Consider the following 20,914-nt stretch of genomic DNA (forward strand, 5'->3'; position numbering starts at 1 on the left):
CAGATGACGGTCAGGAACATACGCATCGCCATGAACGGCGTCACCGGCCGCATGGGCCACCGCCAGCACCTCGTGCGCTCCGTCCTCGCCCTGCGCGAACAGGGCGGCATCGACGCCGGCGACGGAGTGACGCTGTGGCCCGATCCGGTTCTCGTGGGCCGCGACGGGCGCAAGCTGGCGGCGCTCGCCGCTCGCCACGGGATCAGCTGCTGGTCCACCGACCTCGACGCCGTCCTCGCCGACCCGGCCGTCGAGGTCTACTTCGACGCCCAGGTCACCGCCGCCCGCGAGGCCGCCGTGCGCAAGGCCATAGCGGCGGGCAAACACGTCTACTGCGAGAAGCCCACCGCCGCCGGCCACGCGGGCGCCCTCGCCCTGGCCCGCCTCGCCGAACGGGCCGGGGTACGGCACGGAGTCGTCCAGGACAAGCTCTTCCTGCCCGGCCTGCGCAAGCTCAAGCGGCTCGCCGACGGCGGCTTCTTCGGCAGGGTGCTGTCCGTGCGCGGCGAGTTCGGCTACTGGGTCTTCGAAGGCGACTGGCAGCCCGCGCAGCGGCCCTCGTGGAACTACCGGGCCCACGACGGCGGCGGCATCGCGGCCGACATGTTCCCCCACTGGGAGTACGTCCTGCGCGAGCTGGCCGGACCCGTACGGGCCGTCCAGGCGCGGCTGGTCACCCACATTCCGTGCCGCTGGGACGAACGGGGCGCCGCCTACGAGGCGACCGCCGACGACGCCGCCTACGCGGTCTTCGAACTGGAGGGCGGAGCCATCGCACAGTTCAACTCCTCCTGGGCGGTGCGGGTGCACCGCGACGAGCTGCTGGAGCTGCAGATCGACGGCACCGAGGGCTCGGCCGTCGCGGGCCTGCGCACCTGCCGCGCGCAGCACCGCTCCGCCACCCCCAGGCCCGTGTGGGACCCCGACCTGCCCGCCGGCCAGGACTTCCGCGCCCAGTGGCAGGAGGTGCCGGACAACGGGGACGACGGCGTACACCCCAACGCCTTCAAGGCGCAGTGGGAGCTGTTCCTGCGCCATGTGGCCCTCGGCGAGCCCTGGCGCTTCGACCTGCACGCGGGCGCCCGCGGGGTGCAGCTGGCGGAGCTGGCCCGGCGGTCCTCCGCCGAGGGGCGCCGGGTGGCCGTGCCGGAGTCCGCGCCGTGATCCGGCTGCCGGACGCGACCGGCGCGCTGCGCCCGTACGAGCCCCGGCCCGCGGCGCCCGTGCCACCGGGGCCGCCTCCCGCGAGCCGCACGCTCTACGCGGCCGCCCACATCGTCGTGGACCCCTACGGCGACACCACCCCCTTCGGCCGGGCCGGCCTCGACTGGGACGCCACGCTGGCCTTCCGCCGCCACCTGTGGGCGCACGGCCTCGGCGTGGCCGAGGCGATGGACACCGCCCAGCGCGGCATGGGCCTGGACTGGCCGGCCGCCGCAGAGCTCGTGCGGCGCTCCGCCGCCGAGGCGCGGGCCGTGGGCGGCCTCCTGGTGTGCGGGGCGGGCACGGACCAGCTGGCGCCGCCCTACGGCCGTCTGGAGGCCGTCGTGGCGGCCTACGAGGAACAGCTGGCGGTGGTGGAGGCGGCGGGTGCCCGGGCCGTCGTCATGGGCTCGCGCGCCCTGGCCGCCGTCGCCACCGAACCGGAGCACTACGAGGAGGTTTACGGCCGGCTGCTGCGCCAAACAGCCGAACCGGTGATCCTCCACTGGCTCGGCCCCATGTTCGACCCCGCGCTGGAGGGCTACTGGGGCAGTGGCGACCCGGAGGTGGCCACCGAGACCCTTCTGCGGATCGTGGCGGCCCACCCGGACAAGGTCGACGGGGTGAAGGTGTCGCTGCTGGACGCCGGGCGCGAGCGGGAACTGAGGCGACGGCTGCCCGCCGCAGTGCGCTGCTACACCGGCGACGACCTGCACTACCCCGCTCTCCTCGAGGGCGACGGGCACGCGCACAGCCACGCCCTGCTGGGAGCCCTCGACCCGCTGGGCCCGCTCGCCGCCCACGCCGTGCGCCTGCTCGACGCCGGCGACGGGCCCGGCTGCCGGGCCGCCCTCGACGCGACCGTCCCCCTGGCCCGGCACCTCTTCGAGCCGCCGACCCGCTGCTACAAGACGGGCATCGTCCTGCTGGCCTGGCTCGCCGGCCACCAGCGGCACTTCACGATGGCCGGCGGCCTGCACGCCGCACGCCCGCTGCCGCACCTGGCGCGGGCCTACGAACTGGCCGACGGCCTCGGCCTGTTCCCGGACCCGGCGGCGGCCGAGGCCCGGATGGCCGCTCTGCTGGCGGTCCACGGGGTCGAGCGGTGACGCGGCCGCCGGAGCGGCTGAGCCTGAACCAGCAGACGGTGCGCCAGTGGTCGCTGCCCGAGCTGGCAGCGGGCTGCGCGGCCGCCGGGGTGCGCACCGTCGGGCTGTGGCGGGAGCCCGTGCGGGAGTACGGGGTGCGGGCCGCCGCCCGGCTCGTACGCGACGCCGGACTGGCCGTCAGCAGCCTGTGCCGCGGCGGCTTCCTCACGGCGGCCGATCCGGCCGGACGGGCCGCCGCCCTCGCCGACAACCGCGCCGCGATCGAGGAGGCGGCCACCCTCGGCACCGCCACGCTCGTGCTGGTCTCCGGCGGCCTGCCGCCCGGCAGCCGGGACCTGGCCGGCGCCCGCGAGCGGGTGGCCGACGCCCTCGCCGAGCTGGCCCCGTACGCGGCCGCATGCGGGGTGCGGCTGGCGATCGAGCCGCTGCATCCGATGTTCGCCTCCGACCGCTGTGTGGTCTCCACCCTCCGCCAGGCCCTCGACCTCGCCGAGCGGTTCCCCGCCGACCGGGTGGGCGTCGTCGTGGACACCTACCACCTGTGGTGGGACGACACGGTCGCCGAGCAGCTCGAACGGGCGGGCCGCGGCGGGCGCGTCGCGGCCTTCCAGCTCGCCGACTGGGTCACCCCGCTGCCCGAGGGCGTCCTGCTGGGGCGGGGGCAGCTCGGGGACGGGTGCGTGGACCTGCGGTGGTTCCGCCGGCGCCTCGACGCGGTGGGCTACGCGGGCCCGGCCGAGGTGGAGATCTTCCATCCGGGGCTGTGGCGGCGGCCGGGAGCGGAGGTGCTGGCGGAGGTGATCGACCGTTATCGCGCCCATGTGCAGTGAACTGCGGGTTCCACACGTCATGTAACGGAAAGATAACGCTTCGGAATCACTGCAACCCTTCGGGGCCCAGGTGGGTCGTTATGGGCATCAGGCTTCCCGGGGAGGGATCCGGGGGGATTCGGGGAAGCCGGTTCCGGGGGGAACGCGAGGGGCTCGGTCGTCGGACCGGGCCCCTCGAATCATTGCGAACCGGTCCGGTCGGAATGTTTCCGCCCGGGCTCGGGTGGGGGGCCGGGACCGGCCCGGCAGGCGGCGGCCCAGGAAGCGGAACCACGGCTGCCCACAGGCCCGAACGCCCTGTCGGACCCCGGCGGTACCGTCGGGGCATGGTGCAACTGGCAGTGGTCGAAGGGGTCCTCGAGCGGATCACCTACGCCAACGAGGAGAGCGGCTACACCGTCGCCCGCGTCGACACCGGCCGGGGCGGCGGGGACCTCCTCACGGTGGTCGGCTCGCTCCTCGGCGCGCAGCCGGGCGAGTCGCTGCGCCTGGAGGGCCGCTGGGGCTCCCACCCGCAGTACGGACGGCAGTTCACGGTGGAGAACTACACCACCGTCCTGCCCGCCACCATCCAGGGCATCCGCCGCTACCTGGGCTCCGGCCTCATCAAGGGCATCGGGCCGCGCATCGCCGACCGCATCGTCAGCCACTTCGGCACCGACACCCTCGACGTCATCGAGTCCGAGCCGAAGCGCCTGATCGAGGTGCCCGGCCTGGGGCCCAAGCGCACCAAGTCCATCGGCGCCGCCTGGGAGGAGCAGAAGGCCATCAAGGAGGTCATGGTCTTCCTGCAGGGCGTCGGCGTCTCCACCTCCATCGCCGTGCGCATCTACAAGAAGTACGGCGACGCCTCGATCTCCGTCGTCCGCAACCAGCCCTACCGGCTGGCCGCCGACGTGTGGGGCATCGGCTTCCTGACCGCCGACCGCATCGCCCAGTCCGTCGGCATCCCGCACGACAGCCCCGAGCGGGTCAAGGCCGGACTGCAGTACGCCCTGTCCCAGTCCGCCGACCAGGGCCACTGCTTCCTGCCCGAGGAGCGGCTGATCGCCGACGCGGTCAAGCTGCTCCAGGTCGACACCGGGCTCGTCATCGACTGCCTCGGCGAACTGGCCGCCGAGGAGGAGGGCGTGGTCCGCGAGAGCGTCCCCGGGCCGGACGGCGGGGAGCCGGTCACCGCCGTCTACCTCGTCCCCTTCCACCGCGCCGAGCTCTCCCTGGCGGGGCAGCTGACGCGGCTGCTGCGCACACAGGACGACCGGCTGGCCGCCTTCGCCGACGTCGACTGGGACAAGGCCCTGCTCTGGCTCGCCGGCCGCACGGGCGCCGAGCTGGCGCCCGAGCAGCAGGAGGCGGTGCGCCTCGCGCTCACCAGCCGGGTCGCGGTCCTCACCGGCGGGCCGGGCTGCGGCAAGTCCTTCACCGTGCGGTCCGTGGTCGAGCTGGCCCGGGCCAAGAAGGCCAAGGTCGTGCTGGCCGCGCCCACCGGCCGGGCCGCCAAGCGGCTGTCCGAGCTCACCGGCGCCGACGCCTCCACCGTGCACCGGCTGCTGGAGCTCAAGCCCGGCGGCGACGCGGCGTACGACCGGGAGAGACCGCTGGACGCCGACCTGGTGGTCGTCGACGAGGCCTCCATGCTCGATCTGCTGCTGGCCAACAAGCTGGTCAAGGCCGTGCCGCCGGGCGCCCACCTGCTGCTCGTGGGGGACGTGGACCAGCTGCCGTCGGTGGGGGCCGGGGAGGTGCTGCGCGACCTCCTCGCCCCGCAGAGCCCCGTCCCCGCGGTCCGGCTCACCCGCATCTTCCGGCAGGCGCAGCAGTCCGGCGTGGTGACGAATGCACACCGCATCAACTCCGGGGTGCAGCCCATCACTCAAGGGATGACGGATTTCTATCTCTTCCCCGAGGAGGACACCGAGGAGGCCGGCCGGCTCACCGTGGACGTGGCCGCCCGGCGCGTCCCCGCGAAGTTCGGGCTCGACCCGCGCCGGGACGTACAGGTGCTGGCCCCCATGCACCGCGGCCCGGCCGGCGCGGGCACCCTCAACGGCCTCCTGCAGCAGGCCATTACGCCCGCACGGCCCGACCTGCCCGAGCGGCGCTTCGGCGGCCGGGTCTTCCGGGTGGGCGACAAGGTCACCCAGATCCGCAACAACTACGAGAAGGGGCGGAACGGCGTCTTCAACGGCACGGTGGGCGTGGTCACGGCCCTGGACGCCGTCGAGCAGCGGCTGACCGTGCGCACCGACGAGGACGAGGAGGTCGACTACGACTTCGACGAACTGGACGAACTCGCCCATGCCTATGCGGTGACCATCCACCGCTCCCAGGGCAGTGAATATCCGGCCGTGGTGATCCCCGTCACCACCGGTGCCTGGATGATGCTGCAGCGCAATCTTCTCTATACCGCCGTTACCAGGGCGAAACGACTGGTGGTGCTGGTCGGCTCGCGGCGTGCCCTGGCCCAGGCGGTGCGTACGGTCTCGGCGGGCAGGCGCTTCACGGCCCTGGATCACCGGCTTGCGGGGGGCGGTGGAGGTGGTGTTCGTCTCTGAGCGGTTTACCAATCAGGGCGAACGGGGCAGGATGGGCAGGCTGGACGGCACTCAGTGCCGTCTTTAGGCCCTATGGCCGACCCCGAGTGCACGTACATCGTCCAAATGGGGGAAGGTAGGGGTAGTCAGGGCACCTCGAAGAAGAGGCACAACGTCGGTGAGGGATGACGTGAGCGACAACTCTGTAGTACTGCGGTACGGGGACGGCGAATACACCTACCCGGTGGTCGACAGCACCGTCGGCGACAAGGGCTTCGATATCGGCAAGCTCCGTGCGCAGACCGGTCTGGTGACCCTGGACTCCGGCTACGGCAACACCGCCGCCTACAAGTCCGCGATCACCTACCTCGACGGCGAGCAGGGCATCCTGCGCTACCGCGGCTACCCGATCGAGCAGCTCGCCGAGCGCAGCTCGTTCCTGGAGACGGCGTTCCTGCTGATCAACGGTGAGCTGCCGACCGTCGACGAGCTGGCGGCGTTCAAGGGTGAGATCACCCAGCACACGCTGCTGCACGAGGACGTCAAGCGGTTCTACGACGGCTTCCCGCGTGACGCCCACCCGATGGCCATGCTGTCGTCCGTGGTCAGCGCGCTGTCCACCTTCTACCAGGACAGCCACAACCCGTTCGACGAGAAGCAGCGCCACCTGTCCACGATCCGGCTGCTCGCCAAGCTGCCGACGATCGCGGCCTACGCGTACAAGAAGTCGATCGGTCACCCGGTCGTCTACCCGCGCAACGACCTCGGCTACGTCGAGAACTTCCTGCGCATGACCTTCTCGGTGCCCGCCGCGGAGTACGAGCTGGACCCGGTCGTCGTCAGCGCCCTGGACAAGCTGCTGATCCTGCACGCCGACCACGAGCAGAACTGCTCCACCTCGACCGTGCGCCTGGTGGGCTCCTCGCAGGCGAACATGTTCGCCTCGATCTCCGCGGGCATCAGCGCCCTGTGGGGCCCGCTGCACGGTGGCGCCAACCAGTCGGTGCTGGAGATGCTCGAGGGCATCCAGGCCAACGGTGGCGACGTCGACTCCTTCATCCGCAAGGTGAAGAACAAGGAGGACGGCGTCCGCCTGATGGGCTTCGGGCACCGCGTCTACAAGAGCTTCGACCCCCGGGCGAAGATCATCAAGGCGGCGGCGCACGATGTCCTCTCGGCGCTCGGCAAGTCCGACGAGCTGCTGGACATCGCGCTGAAGCTGGAGGAGCACGCGCTCTCCGACGACTACTTCGTCTCGCGCAACCTCTACCCCAACGTGGACTTCTACACCGGTCTGATCTACCGGGCGATGGGCTTCCCCACCGAGATGTTCACCGTGCTCTTCGCGCTCGGCCGGCTCCCCGGCTGGATCGCCCAGTGGCACGAGATGATCAAGGAGCCCGGCTCCCGCATCGGCCGTCCGCGCCAGATCTACACGGGCGTCGTCGAGCGCGACTTCGTCCCCGTCGAGGAGCGCTGACCCTCCCCGGCCACCGCCGGGAGGCCGCCCGCGGCCCGTACGCAGGAAGGCGCCCCGCACCTCACCGGTGCGGGGCGCCTTCGCGTGTCCGCGTGTGGGGGAGCCGTCCAACAGACGTCGCCCGCCGCGACCGCCCGCCCTGTGTGTACGCGGTCATATGTGTACACAGCATGTGAAAAGCGCCCCGACACCGATCCCCCCACGGGTCGGAGCGAGGCGCTTTCCTGCCCCGGCGCGGATTCCCCCCACGGGATCCGGCCGGGAGCGGACGGACGCGATCTGCCGGGACGCGTACGTACGGGAGGGCCGCTCAAAGCTCCCCGGGTACGTGCCCCGGCCACGCGTGGCCGGTCCGTCCCCCAAGACGACCCAGCACTGCCTGGTTAGACCAATGTCCCCCCGCGATGGTTACCTCCCAATCGCTGTGATCTAGGTCTCCCGGAGCAAGTGGGCGTAAAAGGGCAAGACCCTACTTGTAGGGATTGCGTGAAAATCGGGCCGGCTCAGCCCTGGCCGACGAGCTCGTAGCCGGCCTCGTCCACCGCGGCGCGGACGGCCGCGGCGTCCAGCGGCGCCTCGGAGACCACGGTGACCTCGCCCGTGGCGGCGACGGCCGCGACCGAGGTGACGCCGCCGATCGCGGAGATCTCGCTGGTGACCGCGGACTCGCAGTGGCCGCAGGTCATGCCGGTCACCTTGTAGACGGTGGTGGTCATGGGCGTACTCCTCGGAAAGTGTCGTGCTGTGCTTTCTGGTGCGGACAGCACTTTACCCCCCGGGGGTATTCCCCGGAGGGCAAAGGGCAGGGATTTAAGGTTTCTTCGGGGTCAGGACCTGCCGCGCGCACGGCCGTTGCGGCCGGGACGCTGCGTCACCCAGGTCCGGATGGTGTCGGCGAACCAGAACGGTCTGCCGCCCTCGGTGAGATCGGGAGCGGGCAGCATCCCGTGTTTGCGGTACGAGCGCACGGTATCGGTCTGGACGCCGATGTGTGCCGCGATTTCCTTGTAGGACCAGAGTCGACGGTCGGTCATCTCTCGCGCCTCTCCGCTGCGCCGCAGCCACGGAGGGGGGTCCGTTGGGGGAGCTGCGGCGCGGCCGTTCTTGATCGCTAGCCTGTCCCCGGACAACGACGGAGAGTGACTGTGGCGGAGCGCTGTCGGACTTCTGTGACGGAAAGCTCGCGCGGGCGTGACGACCGTGACGGGAAGGTGACTCGGTAACAGGAGGTGGCGGGCCTCAGCCGGCGGACGGCTCCACCCGTACGGGCCGGTTCTCCCGGCGGGAGCGTTCGCAGGCCTCCGCGACGAGCAGCGCCCGCAGCCCCTCCTGGCCCGGGCAGGGGTTGCCGGCCTTCCCCCGTGCGGCCTCGACGAACGCGGCGAGCTCCGCGCGGTAGGCGTCCGCGAACCGCTCCAGGAAGCCCGGCCAGGGCCGCTCGGGCCCCGCCGGACCGTCAGGCTCCGCCGACGTCATGGGCGTCCGTGCGCCGAGCCCGGCCACCCACTGGTCGCGCTCGCCCGACAGCTCCATCCGCACGTCGTACCCCGCGCCGTTGTAACGGGTGGCGGTCGCCGTCACCAGCGTGCCGTCGTCCAGGGTGAGCAGGGCGGTGGCGGTGTCCACGTCGCCCGCCTCCCGGAAGAAGGCCGCGCCGCCGTTCGAGCCCCGCGCGTACACCTCCACCACCTCACGGCCCGTCATCCAGCGCACGGCGTCGACGTCGTGGACCAGGCAGTCGCGGAACAGCCCGCCGGACAGCGGCACGAACTCCGCCGGCGGCGGCACGGCGTCGGAGTTGACGCACCGGATGGTGTGCACCCGCCCCAGCGCCCCCGACCGCAGCGCCTGGCGCGCCGCCTTGAAGCCGGCGTCGAAGCGGCGCTGGAAGCCGATCTGCAGCAGCGTGCCCGCCGCCTCCACCTCGCGCAGCGCGGCGGCCGTGCCCGCCGGGTCCAGCGCCAGCGGCTTCTCGCAGAAGGCGGGCAGCCTGGCCCGGGCCGCCCGGGTGATCAGCTCCGCGTGGGCGCTGGTGGCGGTGGCGATGACCACGGCGTCGCTCGCCGCGAGGACCTCCTCCGCCGACCCGACGGCGCGGGCTCCGGCCACGCGCCCCGCCAGAGCCCGCGCCCTGGCGGGCTCGGCGTCGGCGATCACCAGCTCGCCGACCCCTTCCGTCGCGGCGAGCGCCCCCGCGTGGAACGATCCGATCCGGCCCGCGCCGAGCAGGCCGACGCGCAGGCGGTCACCGGTCATGGTCTCCCCGTCCGTTCCGTGGTCGTCGGTGCGGCCGCATCGCGGTGGCGGTCACCGCCCGGCGGGGCCCGGCGCGTACAGGGCCGGGCGTTCGGCGAGCGCGACCGTCGTGCGCTCGCCGCTCTCCTGGGCCCGTACGCCCGCCTCGCAGACGGCGGCCGCCGCGTAGCCGTCCCAGGCGCTCGGGCCGGTCGTCTCACCGCGCCGGGTGGCGTCGACCCAGGCCTGGACCTGGCGGTCGTAGGCGTCCCGGAAGCGCACCACGTAGTCCTGGGCGATCTCCCCGCCCCACCGCCCGGCGGCGTTGACGTACAGCCCGTGGGCGTCGCCGGCCCGCGCGGTGCCGCTCTCGCCGACCGCCTCGCAGCGCACCTGATAGCCGAAGCCGCAGTTGACGAAGATCTCGACGTCGACGACCGCGCCGCCGGAGGTCTCCAGGAGCACGAGCTGGGGGTCGCTCAGGGCCTCGGGCGCGGCGGAGGAGGGGGCCGGCCGCAGGACGGTGACGGCGGTGATCTCCTGCTCCAGCAGCCAGCGCGTGACGTCGATCTCGTGCACCACCGAGTCGTTGATCATCATGCGGCTGGTGAAGCCCGGCGGCGTCGAGGCGTTGCGGTGCGTGCAGTGCAGCATCAGCGGCCGCCCGAGCCCGCCCGCGTCCAGCAGCGCCTTCAGCTGGGCGAACTCCGCGTCGTAGCGGCGCATGAAGCCCACCTGCACCCGCCGGTGGCCCAGCCGCTCCTCCGCCTCGACCACCCGCAGGGCGGACGCGGCGTCCGGGGTGAGCGGCTTCTCGCACAGCACGGGCAGGTCGTGCGCGAACGCCTCCAGCAGCGCCGCCTCGTGGGCCGGGCCGGGGGAGGCGACGAGCACGGCGTCGACGTCGGCGGAGGCCATGGCGGCGGCCGGGTCGGTGTAGGCGGTGCAGCCGTCGACGCGGGCGGCCACCGACTTGGCGCGCTCGCCGTCGATGTCGACGACGGCGGCCACCCGTGCCCCGCTGATGACCTCGTCGAGGCGCCGGACGTGGTCCGAGCCCATCCTGCCGGTGCCGATCACGGCCACGCCGAGTGTTCCGTCTCGCGTCATCGCTGGTCCTCGCTGGTCCTCGGTGGGTGTCGTCGTCAGGCGCCGCAGGAGCGCAGGAAGGCGCGGGTGCGCCGGGCGATGGGCAGCGGCGTCTCGGGCGGGCAGGGGTACATGTCCTGCTCGACGATGGCGAACAGGTCCACGCCGAGCCCCTGCGCGGCGGTCAGGACGGGCTCCAGCGCCGGGATGCCGCGCGGCGGTTCGCACATCACGCCCTGCCGCACGGCCGGGCCGAAGGGGATGCCCTGGGCGCGCACGTCGGCCAGGACCGCCGGGTCCACCTGCTTGAGGTGGAGGTAGTCGATCCGCTCGCCGTAGGTCTTGATGAGCTTGACGCTGTCGCCGCCGCAGTAGGCGTAGTGCCCGGTGTCCAGGCAGAGGTTGACCAGGCCCGGGTCGGTGGCGTCGAGGAGGCGCTCGACGTGCGTCTCGGTGTCGATGTGGGTGTCGGCGTGGGGGTGGACGGCGATGGAGAGCCCGTACCTGCTCATGACCTCGCGCGCCAGGCGTTCCATGCCGGTGTTGAGGTGGCGCCACTGCTCGGCGGTGAGCTCGGGGCTCTCGATGATCTCGGCCGTCTTGTCGTCGCGCCAGAAGGAGGGGATGACCACGAGGTGGTGCGCGCCCGTGGCCCGGGTCAGCTCGGCCACCCTGGCCACCTGCGCCCACGTCTCGTCCCAGACGGCGGGGCCGCGGTGCAGGGCGGTGAAGACCGTACCGGCGGAGACCTTAAGGCCCCGGCGGCCGGTCTCGTCGCGCAGCCGGGCCGCCTCGGTGGGCAGATAGCCGTACGGGCCCAGCTCGATCCACTCGTAGCCGGCCTCGGACACCTCGTCCAGGAAGCGTTCCCAGGGAACCTGCGCCGGATCGTCGGCGAACCAGACGCCCCACGAATCCGGTGCGGAGCCGACGCGGATCCGGTTCAGGACGGGGGACAGGGGCGATGGGGCGGCGGCGTCCATGCGGCGGCTCTCCTCTCGCCGGTCGGCGTTGACCGGGCAAGGCTGGGGATGCCCGTAGCTTCCTGGTGCGGGCCGGGAGTGTCAAGGTTTCGTCCGGACATATGGACGTAACGTCAATACCCGCCCCGCGACGTCCTTATGTAAGGACAAATGCTTGACACCGCCGTGCGCCCCCGGCTAGACCTGAGCCCGGAACCGAAGGGCGGAGGGGAGATCATGACCGGTCCGTACGACCTCGTCACCATGGGCCGGGCCGGGGTGGACCTCTATCCCCTGCGCACCGGGGTGCCGCTGGCGGAGGTCGAGACGTTCGGGAGGTTCCTGGGCGGATCGGCGGCCAACGTCGCGGTCGCCGCGGCCCGGCTGGGCCGCCGCACCGCCCTGATCAGCCGCACCGGCGACGACCCCTTCGGCGGCTACGTCCGCCGGGCGCTGCGCGACTTCGGCGTCGACGACCGCTGGGTGACGCCCGTGGCCGCCTACCCCACGCCCCTGACGTTCTGCGAGATCCACCCGCCGGACGACTTCCCGCTGTACTTCTACCGCCGCCCCAAGGCGCCCGACCTCGAGATCCACGCCGCCGAACTGGACCTGGACGCCGTCCGGGCGGCCCGGATCTTCTGGGTGACCGGTACGGGCCTGAGCGAGGAGCCCAGCCGGTCGGCGACCCTCGCCGCGCTCGCGGCGCGGGCCAAGCGCGGCACCACCGTCTTCGACCTCGACTGGCGGCCGATGTTCTGGGGCGGCGAGGGCGGGGCCTCCGGCGCCGGGGGCGCCACCGGCCCGGCCGCCATGGCCGCCGCCCGGCCCCACTACGCCGCGGCCCTCGCCCACGCCACCGTCGCCGTCGGCAACGCCGACGAGTGCGAGGTCGCCACCGGCGAGCGCGAACCGTACGCCGCGGCCCGGGCGCTGCTGGCCGCGGGCGTGGAGCTCGCCGTCGTCAAGCAGGGCCCCCAGGGCGTCCTCGCCGTCCACCGCGACGGCACCACCGCGCAGGTCCCGCCCGTGCCGGTCGAGGTCGTCAACGGCCTGGGCGCGGGCGACGCCTTCGGCGGCGCGCTCTGCCACGGGCTGCTCGCCGGCTGGGACCTGGAGCGCGCCGTGCGCTACGCCAACGCGGCGGGCGCGATCGTCGCCTCCCGGCTGGCGTGCTCGTCCGCCATGCCGACGGACGACGAGGTCGCCGCCCTCCTCGCCGACCGACCCGATCGCCCCATGGAAGCCGAGGGCACCTCGTGACGCCCATCCGTATCGCCGACCTGCCGACGGTGCGCAGCCGGCACCCCGAGGCCATCGCCGAGGCCGCCGCGCGGCGCGGGCGCCGGCCCCTGCTCGGCGACAGCGGCCGGTTGATGATCATCGCCGCCGACCACACCGCGCGCGGCGCCCTCGGCGTCGCCGGCCGGAGCCTGGCGATGGCCAACCGGGCCGACCTGCTGGAGCGGCTCTGCCTCGCCCTCTCGCGCCCCGGCGTCGACGGCGTGCTCGCCACCGCCGACATCCTCGACGACCTGCTGCTGCTCGGCGCCCTCGAGAACAAGGTCGTCATGGGCTCCATGAACCGCGGCGGCCTCCTCGGCGCCTCCTTCGAGATGGACGACCGCTTCACCGGGCCCCGCGCGCACGACCTCGTCCGGCGCGGCTTCGACGCCGGCAAGCTGCTGCTGCGCATCGACTACGACGACCCCGGCTCCCTGACCACGATGGAGTCCGCCGCCCGCGCCATCGACGAGATGGCCGCCTGCCGGCTGCCGGTCTTCGTGGAGCCGTTCCTGTCCAGGCGCGTCGGCGGCACGGTCCGCAACGACCTCGGCGCCGAGGCCGTCACCACCTCCCTCGCCATCGCCTCGGGGCTCGGCGCCACGTCCGCGTACACCTGGCTGAAGGTGCCGGTCACCGACGACCCCGCGGCCATGGAGCGGGTGATGGAGGCGTCGACGCTCCCGGCGGTGCTGCTCGGCGGAGACGTCGGCGGCGACGCGGCGCGGCAGGAGGCCGCGTACGAACGCTGGCGCGCGGCGCTGCGGCTGCCGACCGTGCGGGGGCTGGTGGTGGGGCGGGCCCTGCTGTACCCGCCGGACGGCGACGTGGCGACGGCGGTGGACACGGCGGTGGGACTGCTGTGACCGGCCGCGTGCCGGGCAACGATCCAGCCCGTCCGGCGCCCCGGACCGGGGTCCGGGGCGGAGCCCCCGGTTTCGGGAAGGGGCGGGGCTGGGGACTGATTTCCCGCCGCCGTGGCGGGCAACCCCCACCGTCGCGTCCGGCGGTGCCGAACCGACAGGAGACGAGAGGCGCATGACACCTACCGACCGGCACCTACCGGCCGGCACCGCCGCCGGCGGCGCGTACGACCTGGACGTCGCCCCCGAGCGCGCCGGCTGGGCCTACTCCTCCCTGCGCGTGCTGACCCTCCCGCCCGGCGGCAGCCACACCCTCTCCACCGGCGACAGCGAATGGATCGTGCTGCCGCTGAACGGCGGCTGCACCGTCGTCACCGACGAGGTGACCTTCGAACTGGAGGGCCGCGAGAGCGTCTTCAGCGCCGTCACCGACTTCGCCTACCTGCCGCGCGACGCCCACGCCACCGTGACCTCCGCGGGCGGCGGCCGCTTCGCGCTCACCGGGGCCCGCTGCGAGCAGGTCCTGCCCGCGCGCTACGTGCCCGCCTCCGCCGTCCCCGTCGAACTGCGCGGCACCGGCACCTGCTCGCGGCAGGTCAACAACTTCGCCGCCGCCGACGTCTTCGCCTGCGACAGGCTCATCGCGGTGGAGGTCCTCACTCCGGGCGGCAACTGGTCCTCCTACCCGCCGCACAAGCACGACGAGCCCTGCCCCGGCGAGGAGTCGGAGCTGGAGGAGATCTACTACTTCGAGGTCGCCGACGCGCCCGGCGGCCGGCCCGGCCTCGGCTACCAGCGGGTCTCGCCGTCCCGCGAGAAGGGCACCGACGTCCTGGCCGAGGTCCGCAGCGGCGACGCCGTGCTGATCCCCGACGGCTGGCACGGCCCCTCCATCGCCGCGCCCGGCCACACCCTGTACTACCTCAACGTCATGGCCGGCCCCGGCGAGCGGGAGTGGCTCATCCGCGACCACCCCGACCACGCCTGGATCCGCACCACATGGCCGGACACGCCGGTCGACCCGCGGCTGCCCCTGTACCCCGAGGGAGAACGAGGACGATGACCCGCCGTCTCACCGTCGCCCAGGCCCTGGTGGAGTTCCTGGCCCACCAGTACACCGAGCGCGACGGCCGCCGCCGGCGCCTGATCGCCGCCTGCTGGGGCATCTTCGGCCACGGCAACGTCGCCGGCGTCGGCCAGGCGCTGCTGGAGACCGGGGACGCGCTCCCCTACCTCCAGGGCCGCAACGAGCAGGCCATGGTGCACGCCGCCGTCGGCTACGCCCGCCACTGCGACCGGCTCTCCGCCCACGCCGTCACCACCTCCATCGGCCCCGGCGCCACCAACCTCGTCACCGGCGCCGCCCTCGCCACGATCAACCGCCTGCCGGTGCTCCTGCTCCCCGGCGACACCTTCGCCACCCGGCCCGCCGACCCCGTGCTGCAACAGCTCGAACACCCCGGGGCCGGCGACGTCTCCGTCAACGACTGCCTGCGTCCGGTCTCCCGGTACTTCGACCGGATCGTCCGCCCCGAGGCGCTGATCCCCGCCGCCCTGCAGGCCATGCGGGTGCTGGCCGACCCCGTGGAGACCGGCGCCGTCACCCTCGCCCTGCCCCAGGACGTCCAGGTGGAGGCGTACGACTGGCCGGAGGAGTTCTTCGCCGACCGCGTCTGGCAGGTGCGCCGCCCCGCGCCCGACCCCGCCGAACTGGCCGCCGCCGTCGAGGCGGTACGGGCCGCCCGGCGCCCGCTGATCATCGCGGGCGGCGGCGTCCACCACAGCGAGGCGGAGGAGGAGCTGCGCGCGCTCGCCGACGCCACCGGCATCCCGGTCGCCTCCACCCAGGCCGGCAAGGGCTCGCTGCGCCACGACCACCCGGCGGACGTCGGCGGCATCGGCCACACCGGCACCGCCGTCGCCGACGCGCTCGCCGGCGCCGCCGACCTGGTCATCGGCGTCGGCACCCGCTACAGCGACTTCACCACCGCCTCCGCGACCCTCTTCGCGGCCCCCGGCGTCCGCTTCGTCAACCTCAACATCGCCGCGCACGACGCCCACAAGATGGCCGGGCTGCCCCTGGTCGCCGACGCCCGCACCGGCCTCCGGGCGCTGGCCGACGGGCTGCGGGGCCACCGGGTCGCGCCGGAGTACGTGAGCGCGTACACCGCCGGGAAGACGCAGTGGGACGCCGCGGTCGAGTACGCCTACTCCTGGCGGGAGGACGGCGACGGGCGGCGCCCCACCCAGACCCAGGTGATCGGCGCGCTCGAGACCGTCGTCGGCGACGAGGACGTGGTGATCAACGCGGCCGGTTCGCTCCCCGGCGACCTGCACAAGCTCTGGCGGGCCCGCTCCCGCCGCCAGTACCACCTCGAATACGGCTACTCCTGCATGGGCTACGAGATCCCGGCCGCGATCGGCGTGCGCCTGGCGGACCCGGACCGGCCGGTGTGGGCGCTGGTCGGCGACGGCACGTACCTGATGATGCCGACCGAGCTGGTCACCGCCGTGCAGGAGGGGATCGCCATCAAGGTGGTCCTGGTGCAGAACCACGGCTACGCCTCCATCGGCGGCCTCTCGGAAGCCGTCGGCGGCGAGCGCTTCGGCACCGCCTACCGCTTCCGGGCGCCCGACGGCACCTACACCGGCGACCCGCTGCCCGTGGACCTGGCCGCCAACGCCGCCTCCCTGGGCATGACCGTGCTGCGGGCCCGTACCGTCCTCGAGCTGCGCGCGGCGCTGGCCGAGGCGCGCGCCTCGGACCGGCCCACATGTGTCTATGTGGAGACCGAAACAGCCGACACACTGTCCGGCGCGCCCCCTGCCCAGGCGTGGTGGGATGTGCCTGTCGCCGAGACCGCGACCCGCCCGGCGGCCGTGACGGCCCGGGAGGAGTACGACCGCAACGCCGCCGCCCGTCGACGTTATCTTTGACCGTAGGAGAGGCCGCAGCCCATGAAGACCGTCAACCACTGGATCGACGGCAAGTCCGTCGAGGGCACCTCGGGCGAGTACGGACCGGTGACCGACCCGGCGACCGGCGCCGTCACCACGCGCGTGGCCTTCGCCTCCGTCGAGGAGGTCGACGCGGCCGTCGCGGCCGCCAAGGCCGCCTACGAGACGTGGGGCGGCTCCTCGCTGGCGGCGCGCACGGCGGTGCTGTTCCGCTACCGCGCGCTGCTCGACGCCCACCGCGACGAGCTCGCCGCACTGATCACCGCCGAGCACGGCAAGGTCCACTCCGACGCGCTCGGCGAGGTCGCCCGCGGCCTGGAGATCGTCGAGCTGGCGTGCGGGATCACCACGCAGCTCAAGGGCGAGCTGTCCACGCAGGTCTCCAGCCGCGTCGACGTCGCCTCGATCCGCCAGCCGCTGGGCGTCGTCGCGGGCATCACGCCCTTCAACTTCCCGGCCATGGTGCCGATGTGGATGTTCCCGCTCGCCATCGCCTGCGGCAACACCTTCGTCCTCAAGCCGAGCGAGAAGGACCCCTCGGCCGCGCTCCGCCTGGCCGAGCTCGCCGCCGAGGCGGGCCTGCCCGACGGCGTCCTCAACGTCGTCAACGGCGACCGGACGGCCGTCGACCGCCTGCTCGAACACCCCGACATCGCCGCCGTCTCCTTCGTCGGCTCCACGCCCATCGCCCGCCACATCCACACCACCGCCTCCGCCCACGGCAAGCGCGTCCAGGCGCTGGGCGGCGCCAAGAACCACATGCTGGTCCTGCCCGACGCCGACCTCGACGCCGCCGCGGACGCCGCCGTCTCGGCCGCCTACGGCTCGGCCGGCGAGCGCTGCATGGCGATCTCCGCGGTCGTCGCGGTCGGCGGCACCGGCGACGAGCTGGTGGCGAAGATCCGCGAGCGCGCCGAGAAGATCAAGATCGGTCCGGGCGACGACCCCACGTCCGAGATGGGCCCCCTGATCACCAAGGCCCACCGTGACAAGGTCGCCTCCTACGTCCACGGCGCGGCCGCCCAGGGCGCGGAGGTCGTCCTGGACGGCACCGGCTTCACGGTGGAAGGCTACGAGGAGGGGCACTGGATCGGGCTGTCCCTGCTGGACAAGGTGCCGACCGACGCGGACGCCTACCGCGACGAGATCTTCGGCCCGGTGCTGTGCGTGCTGCGCGCGGAGACCTACGAGGAGGGCGTGGCCCTCATCAACGCCTCGCCGTGGGGCAACGGAACCGCCGTCTTCACCCGCGACGGCGGCGCCGCCCGCCGCTTCCAACTGGAGGTCGAGGCGGGCATGGTGGGCGTCAACGTGCCCATCCCGGTGCCGGTCGGCTACCACTCCTTCGGCGGCTGGAAGCACTCCCTCTTCGGCGACCACCACATCTACGGCAACGACGGCGTGCACTTCTACACGCGCGGCAAGGTCGTCACCACCCGGTGGCCCGACCCGGAGGACGGCGGCGTGGACCTGGGGTTCCCCAGCCACCGCTAGTCCCGATTGCCCCGTTATGCGGTGATCGGACCGTAAGCTGCGGGCATGACCTGGTCGAGCGCGCTGAAGGACACCGCACGCGCCGGGCTGACGATCGAGCGCACCAAGCTGGAGCCGCTCGTGGCGCTGCGCGGCGCGTGCGGCGTCGCGATCGTCATCGGCCTCATCCTGTGGCTCGGCACGCCCAAGCTCGCGGTGTCCTCGGCCTTCGGCGCCTTCGCCTCGGGCCTGGCCACCTTCCAGCGCAGCTGGCGGCCGCGGCCGGTGCTGGCACTGGCCGTGGCGGTCGGGCTCGGCATCAGCACGTTCCTGGGCTACATCGCCATCGGCGACCATGTGGTCTTCGCCGTCCTGCTGGCCGTCTGGACGCTGCTGGCCGGCATGGCGTGGGCCATCGGCCCGGTCTCCGGCATGGTGGCCTCCCAGATGGTGGCCGTGATGCTGTTCACCGTCACCCTGCCCACCTCCGTGCTCGGCGCGCTGCACCACGCCACCCTGATCGTCTACGGCGGACTGGTGCAGGCGGCGCTCATCGTCGTCTTCCCGATCCGCCCCTGGGGCCGCCAGCGCGACGCCCTCGCGGACGCGCTCGCCGCCGAGGCCGACTACGCGCGCCGCCTGCGCCACGATCCGGAGGCCCGCTTCGACCCCCAGCCGCTGATGGACGCCCGCAGCGCCGCCGCCCTGACCCCCCGCCAGGCCCGGCGCAGACCCAGCCAGCTGGGCGGCCCGAGGGGCCTGGCCGAGCGGCTGCGGCCCGTGCTGGCCTCGCTCGCCGACCCCGTCCTGGGCCCCCCGCCCGAGGGGCCCGAGCGCGACCGCGTCCGGGAGCTGCTGGCGGCCGCCGCCGTCGTCCTGGACGCGGTGGCGCACGCCGTCCGCTGGGGCAAGCCGGTACGGCTGCCGCCGGAGGTGATGGCCACCCTCGACGTCCCCGACGAGTCCGGCCTCGTCCTGACCGGCGCGGCCCGCCGCTCCGCGCTGCGGCTGATGGTGCTGCTCGCGGACGTCGTCGAATCCGCCGACGAACGCGTCGAGTCGACCCGTCCCGCCGACGCCGGGACCCGCCGCCACCTGCTGCGCCCCTCCGTGCCCCGCCTCGTGCCCGTCGGCCTGCGGGCCCTGCGCCGCGAGGCGCGCCGGTCCTCGGCCATCGGGCGGCACGCGGTCCGGGTCACGGCGGTGGTCTCGGCCGGCTACGCCCTGGGGTCCGCACTGCCCCTCGGGCACGGCTACTGGGCGCCGATGACCTCGGTCATGGTCATGCGGCCCGACTTCGCGCAGACCTACTCGCGCGGCGTGGCGCGCTTCGCCGGGACCGTGGTGGGCGTCTGGCTCGCCGGGGCGCTGATGGTGCTCGCGCACCCGGGCATGTACGTGTGCGCCGCCCTGGCGGTGCTGTGCATCGGGCTGATGTATTTGCTGATGCGCACGGGCTACAGCGTGGCCTCCGCCTGCATCGCCGCCTACGTCGTCTTCCTGCTCGGCATCGCGGGCGAGGGCTGGTCGCAGACCGTACAGGCCCGGCTGGCGCTGACCCTGCTGGGCGGACTGCTGGCGCTGGCCGCCTACGCCCTCTTCCCCGCCTGGGAGACGCTGCGGCTGCGCGACCGGCTCGCCGACTGGCTGGAGTCCAACGGCCGCTACGCCCTGGCGGTGCTCGCCCTGTACGCCCAGCCGACGGTCCGCAAGCCGCGCCGGGTGCGCGAGGCCCTGCTGGACTCGCGGGCGGCGCGCCTGGAGTGGGAGGAGGCAGCCGCCCGCGCCCAGAAGGAGCCGGTGCGGCACCGGGGCATCTCCCGCAAGGCCGAGCGCGGCGCGGAGTCGGCGCTGGCCACGATGGGCCGCGCGACGATGCTGATGGAAGCTCACATCCCGGACCGCGAGGCCGAGCCCTCCCCGGGCGCCGAGCACTTCGCGGCCGCCCTGCGCGCCGCCCTCCCGGACGCGGTGACCGCCGTCCGCGAACGCCGCCCCCTGGACTGGACGGCCCCACGCCGCGCCCACGACGCCTGGCGCACGGCGGCGGGCGAGGAGGGGGTGGCGGTGCGGGCGTCGGAACTGCTGATGGAGGCGGTGGAGGAATTGGAGGAGGCACTGCGGCCGGGGAAGCGCCGAGGGGGCTGAATCTCAGCCCGTTACGGCAACCACCCAGCCCGTCCGGCGATTGAGGACCGGGGTCCGGGGCGGAGCCCCGGTTACGGGAAGGGGCGGGTAGGGGAAAAGCCTCGTCACGGCGCGAACAGCCGGTCCAAGTGCGCGTCAGCGAGCCGCAACGCCTCCTGCGGGGTTTGAACGTCGAGCAGCGTGTAACTGGTCAACCCGTCGATCAGACAGAGCAGCAGCATCGCCTCCGTCTCCGGATCCCGGTCGGCCCCGACCTCCCCCCGCCCGACGGCCTGCCGAATCTGCTCGGCGAGCATCGCCCGCAGCAGCGGTACACCCTCCTTGGCGTGGCGACGCAGCCGCTCGTCGTGCACGGCCTGCATGAAGTACGCGATCTGGACCAGGATGCCGCTGCGGCTGTCGTCGTCCAGCGGCAGCATCTCGGCGACGATCGCGCGCAGGACCGCGCGCGGGGAGGGCGTGCCGCCCACCGCCCGCACGCGCTCGCGGATACGGCCGGCGGCGAGTTCGTTGATGTGGTCGAGGGCGAAGACGAGCATCTCGCCCCGGCTGCGGAAGTAGTGCTGCAGCTGCCCGAGCGACATGCCCGCCTCGGCCGCCACGTCCCGCATGCTCGCGCCGTCGAGCCCGCGCGTGGACGCGATCCGCCACAGGGCGCCGGCGATGCTGCGGCGGCGTTCGTCATGGTCGACGAGCTTGGGCACGGTTGCTGCCCCTTCCGTTTTACAGGTCAGTTGTATTGCCAT

The 20,914-nt window shown here is 73.5% G+C and carries 17 protein-coding genes; 11 read left to right on the top strand and 6 right to left on the bottom strand.

The genetic code is table 11. The features are described from left to right. Positions 1–3 precede the first annotated feature (3 nt). From AB0G59_RS09575 to AB0G59_RS09595, 5 genes are all read left to right on the top strand, one after another. Entirely contained in the window at positions 4–1,164 is a 1,161-nt protein-coding gene (locus AB0G59_RS09575; RefSeq protein WP_360909701.1) for a Gfo/Idh/MocA family oxidoreductase, read from the top strand. Beyond that, the gene (locus AB0G59_RS09580; RefSeq protein ID WP_360909703.1) at positions 1,161–2,312 is read left to right on the top strand and encodes a dihydrodipicolinate synthase family protein; all 1,152 of its coding nucleotides are present in this window, start codon (positions 1,161–1,163) and stop codon (positions 2,310–2,312) included. The genes AB0G59_RS09575 and AB0G59_RS09580 overlap by 4 nt, the downstream gene beginning before the upstream one ends. Then, positions 2,309–3,142, top strand: coding sequence for a sugar phosphate isomerase/epimerase family protein (locus tag AB0G59_RS09585; RefSeq protein WP_360909705.1), 834 nt, complete (start codon positions 2,309–2,311; stop codon positions 3,140–3,142). The genes AB0G59_RS09580 and AB0G59_RS09585 overlap by 4 nt, the downstream gene beginning before the upstream one ends. 326 nt (positions 3,143–3,468) lie before the next feature. After that, positions 3,469–5,697, top strand: a complete 2,229-nt coding sequence (locus AB0G59_RS09590; RefSeq protein WP_071963549.1) for an ATP-dependent RecD-like DNA helicase — start codon at positions 3,469–3,471, stop codon at positions 5,695–5,697. A 169-nt stretch (positions 5,698–5,866) separates the two neighbouring features. Further along, positions 5,867–7,156 (top strand): citrate synthase, encoded by a 1,290-nt coding sequence (locus AB0G59_RS09595; RefSeq protein WP_071963550.1) that lies wholly within the window; start codon positions 5,867–5,869, stop codon positions 7,154–7,156. 503 nt (positions 7,157–7,659) lie between these two features. On the opposite strand, the gene AB0G59_RS09600 is transcribed toward AB0G59_RS09595, so the two are convergent. The 5 genes from AB0G59_RS09600 to AB0G59_RS09620 form a co-directional block, all read right to left on the bottom strand. Next, entirely contained in the window at positions 7,660–7,872 is a 213-nt protein-coding gene (locus tag AB0G59_RS09600) for a cation transporter (protein WP_360909707.1), read from the bottom strand. A 111-nt stretch (positions 7,873–7,983) separates the two neighbouring features. Continuing rightward, positions 7,984–8,190 (bottom strand): MerR family transcriptional regulator, encoded by a 207-nt coding sequence (locus AB0G59_RS09605; protein WP_071963552.1) that lies wholly within the window; start codon positions 8,188–8,190, stop codon positions 7,984–7,986. A gap of 205 nt (positions 8,191–8,395) precedes the next feature. Next, positions 8,396–9,397, bottom strand: a complete 1,002-nt coding sequence (locus AB0G59_RS09610) for a Gfo/Idh/MocA family oxidoreductase (protein ID WP_360910005.1) — start codon at positions 9,395–9,397, stop codon at positions 8,396–8,398. A 66-nt stretch (positions 9,398–9,463) separates the two neighbouring features. Then, positions 9,464–10,501: a Gfo/Idh/MocA family oxidoreductase gene (locus tag AB0G59_RS09615; RefSeq protein WP_360909709.1), complete on the bottom strand. Its 1,038-nt coding sequence runs from the start codon at positions 10,499–10,501 to the stop codon at positions 9,464–9,466. Positions 10,502–10,536: 35 nt separating this feature from the next. Further along, entirely contained in the window at positions 10,537–11,439 is a 903-nt protein-coding gene (locus tag AB0G59_RS09620; protein WP_360910007.1) for a sugar phosphate isomerase/epimerase, read from the bottom strand. Between the two features lie 240 nt (positions 11,440–11,679). Between AB0G59_RS09620 and iolC the strand changes: the two genes are divergently transcribed. The 6 genes from iolC to AB0G59_RS09650 all read left to right on the top strand — a co-directional run bounded on the left by iolC (position 11,680) and on the right by AB0G59_RS09650 (position 20,168). Further along, on the top strand, positions 11,680–12,705 hold the full coding sequence (gene iolC, locus AB0G59_RS09625; protein WP_360909711.1) for a 5-dehydro-2-deoxygluconokinase: 1,026 nt from the start codon (positions 11,680–11,682) through the stop codon (positions 12,703–12,705). Further along, positions 12,702–13,592 carry a deoxyribose-phosphate aldolase gene (locus AB0G59_RS09630; RefSeq protein ID WP_360909713.1) on the top strand — a complete coding sequence of 297 codons (891 nt, stop codon included), beginning with the start codon at positions 12,702–12,704 and terminating at the stop codon, positions 13,590–13,592. The genes iolC and AB0G59_RS09630 overlap by 4 nt, the downstream gene beginning before the upstream one ends. A 172-nt stretch (positions 13,593–13,764) precedes the next feature. Further along, on the top strand, positions 13,765–14,652 hold the full coding sequence (iolB, locus tag AB0G59_RS09635) for a 5-deoxy-glucuronate isomerase (protein WP_360909715.1): 888 nt from the start codon (positions 13,765–13,767) through the stop codon (positions 14,650–14,652). Then, positions 14,649–16,526, top strand: coding sequence for a 3D-(3,5/4)-trihydroxycyclohexane-1,2-dione acylhydrolase (decyclizing) (iolD, locus tag AB0G59_RS09640; protein WP_360909717.1), 1,878 nt, complete (start codon positions 14,649–14,651; stop codon positions 16,524–16,526). Before iolB ends, iolD begins: the two co-directional genes overlap by 4 nt. Positions 16,527–16,547: 21 nt before the next feature. Continuing rightward, positions 16,548–18,041 (top strand): CoA-acylating methylmalonate-semialdehyde dehydrogenase, encoded by a 1,494-nt coding sequence (gene mmsA, locus AB0G59_RS09645; RefSeq protein ID WP_360909719.1) that lies wholly within the window; start codon positions 16,548–16,550, stop codon positions 18,039–18,041. A gap of 45 nt (positions 18,042–18,086) precedes the next feature. Next, positions 18,087–20,168, top strand: coding sequence for an FUSC family protein (locus AB0G59_RS09650; protein WP_360909721.1), 2,082 nt, complete (start codon positions 18,087–18,089; stop codon positions 20,166–20,168). A gap of 104 nt (positions 20,169–20,272) precedes the next feature. On the opposite strand, the gene AB0G59_RS09655 is transcribed toward AB0G59_RS09650, so the two are convergent. Next, positions 20,273–20,872, bottom strand: coding sequence for a TetR/AcrR family transcriptional regulator (locus tag AB0G59_RS09655; RefSeq protein ID WP_360909723.1), 600 nt, complete (start codon positions 20,870–20,872; stop codon positions 20,273–20,275). Between the last annotated feature and the right edge of the window lie 42 nt (positions 20,873–20,914).

It is taken from the genome of Streptomyces sp. NPDC021096 (assembly GCF_040641275.1).
Taxonomy (GTDB): domain Bacteria; phylum Actinomycetota; class Actinomycetes; order Streptomycetales; family Streptomycetaceae; genus Streptomyces.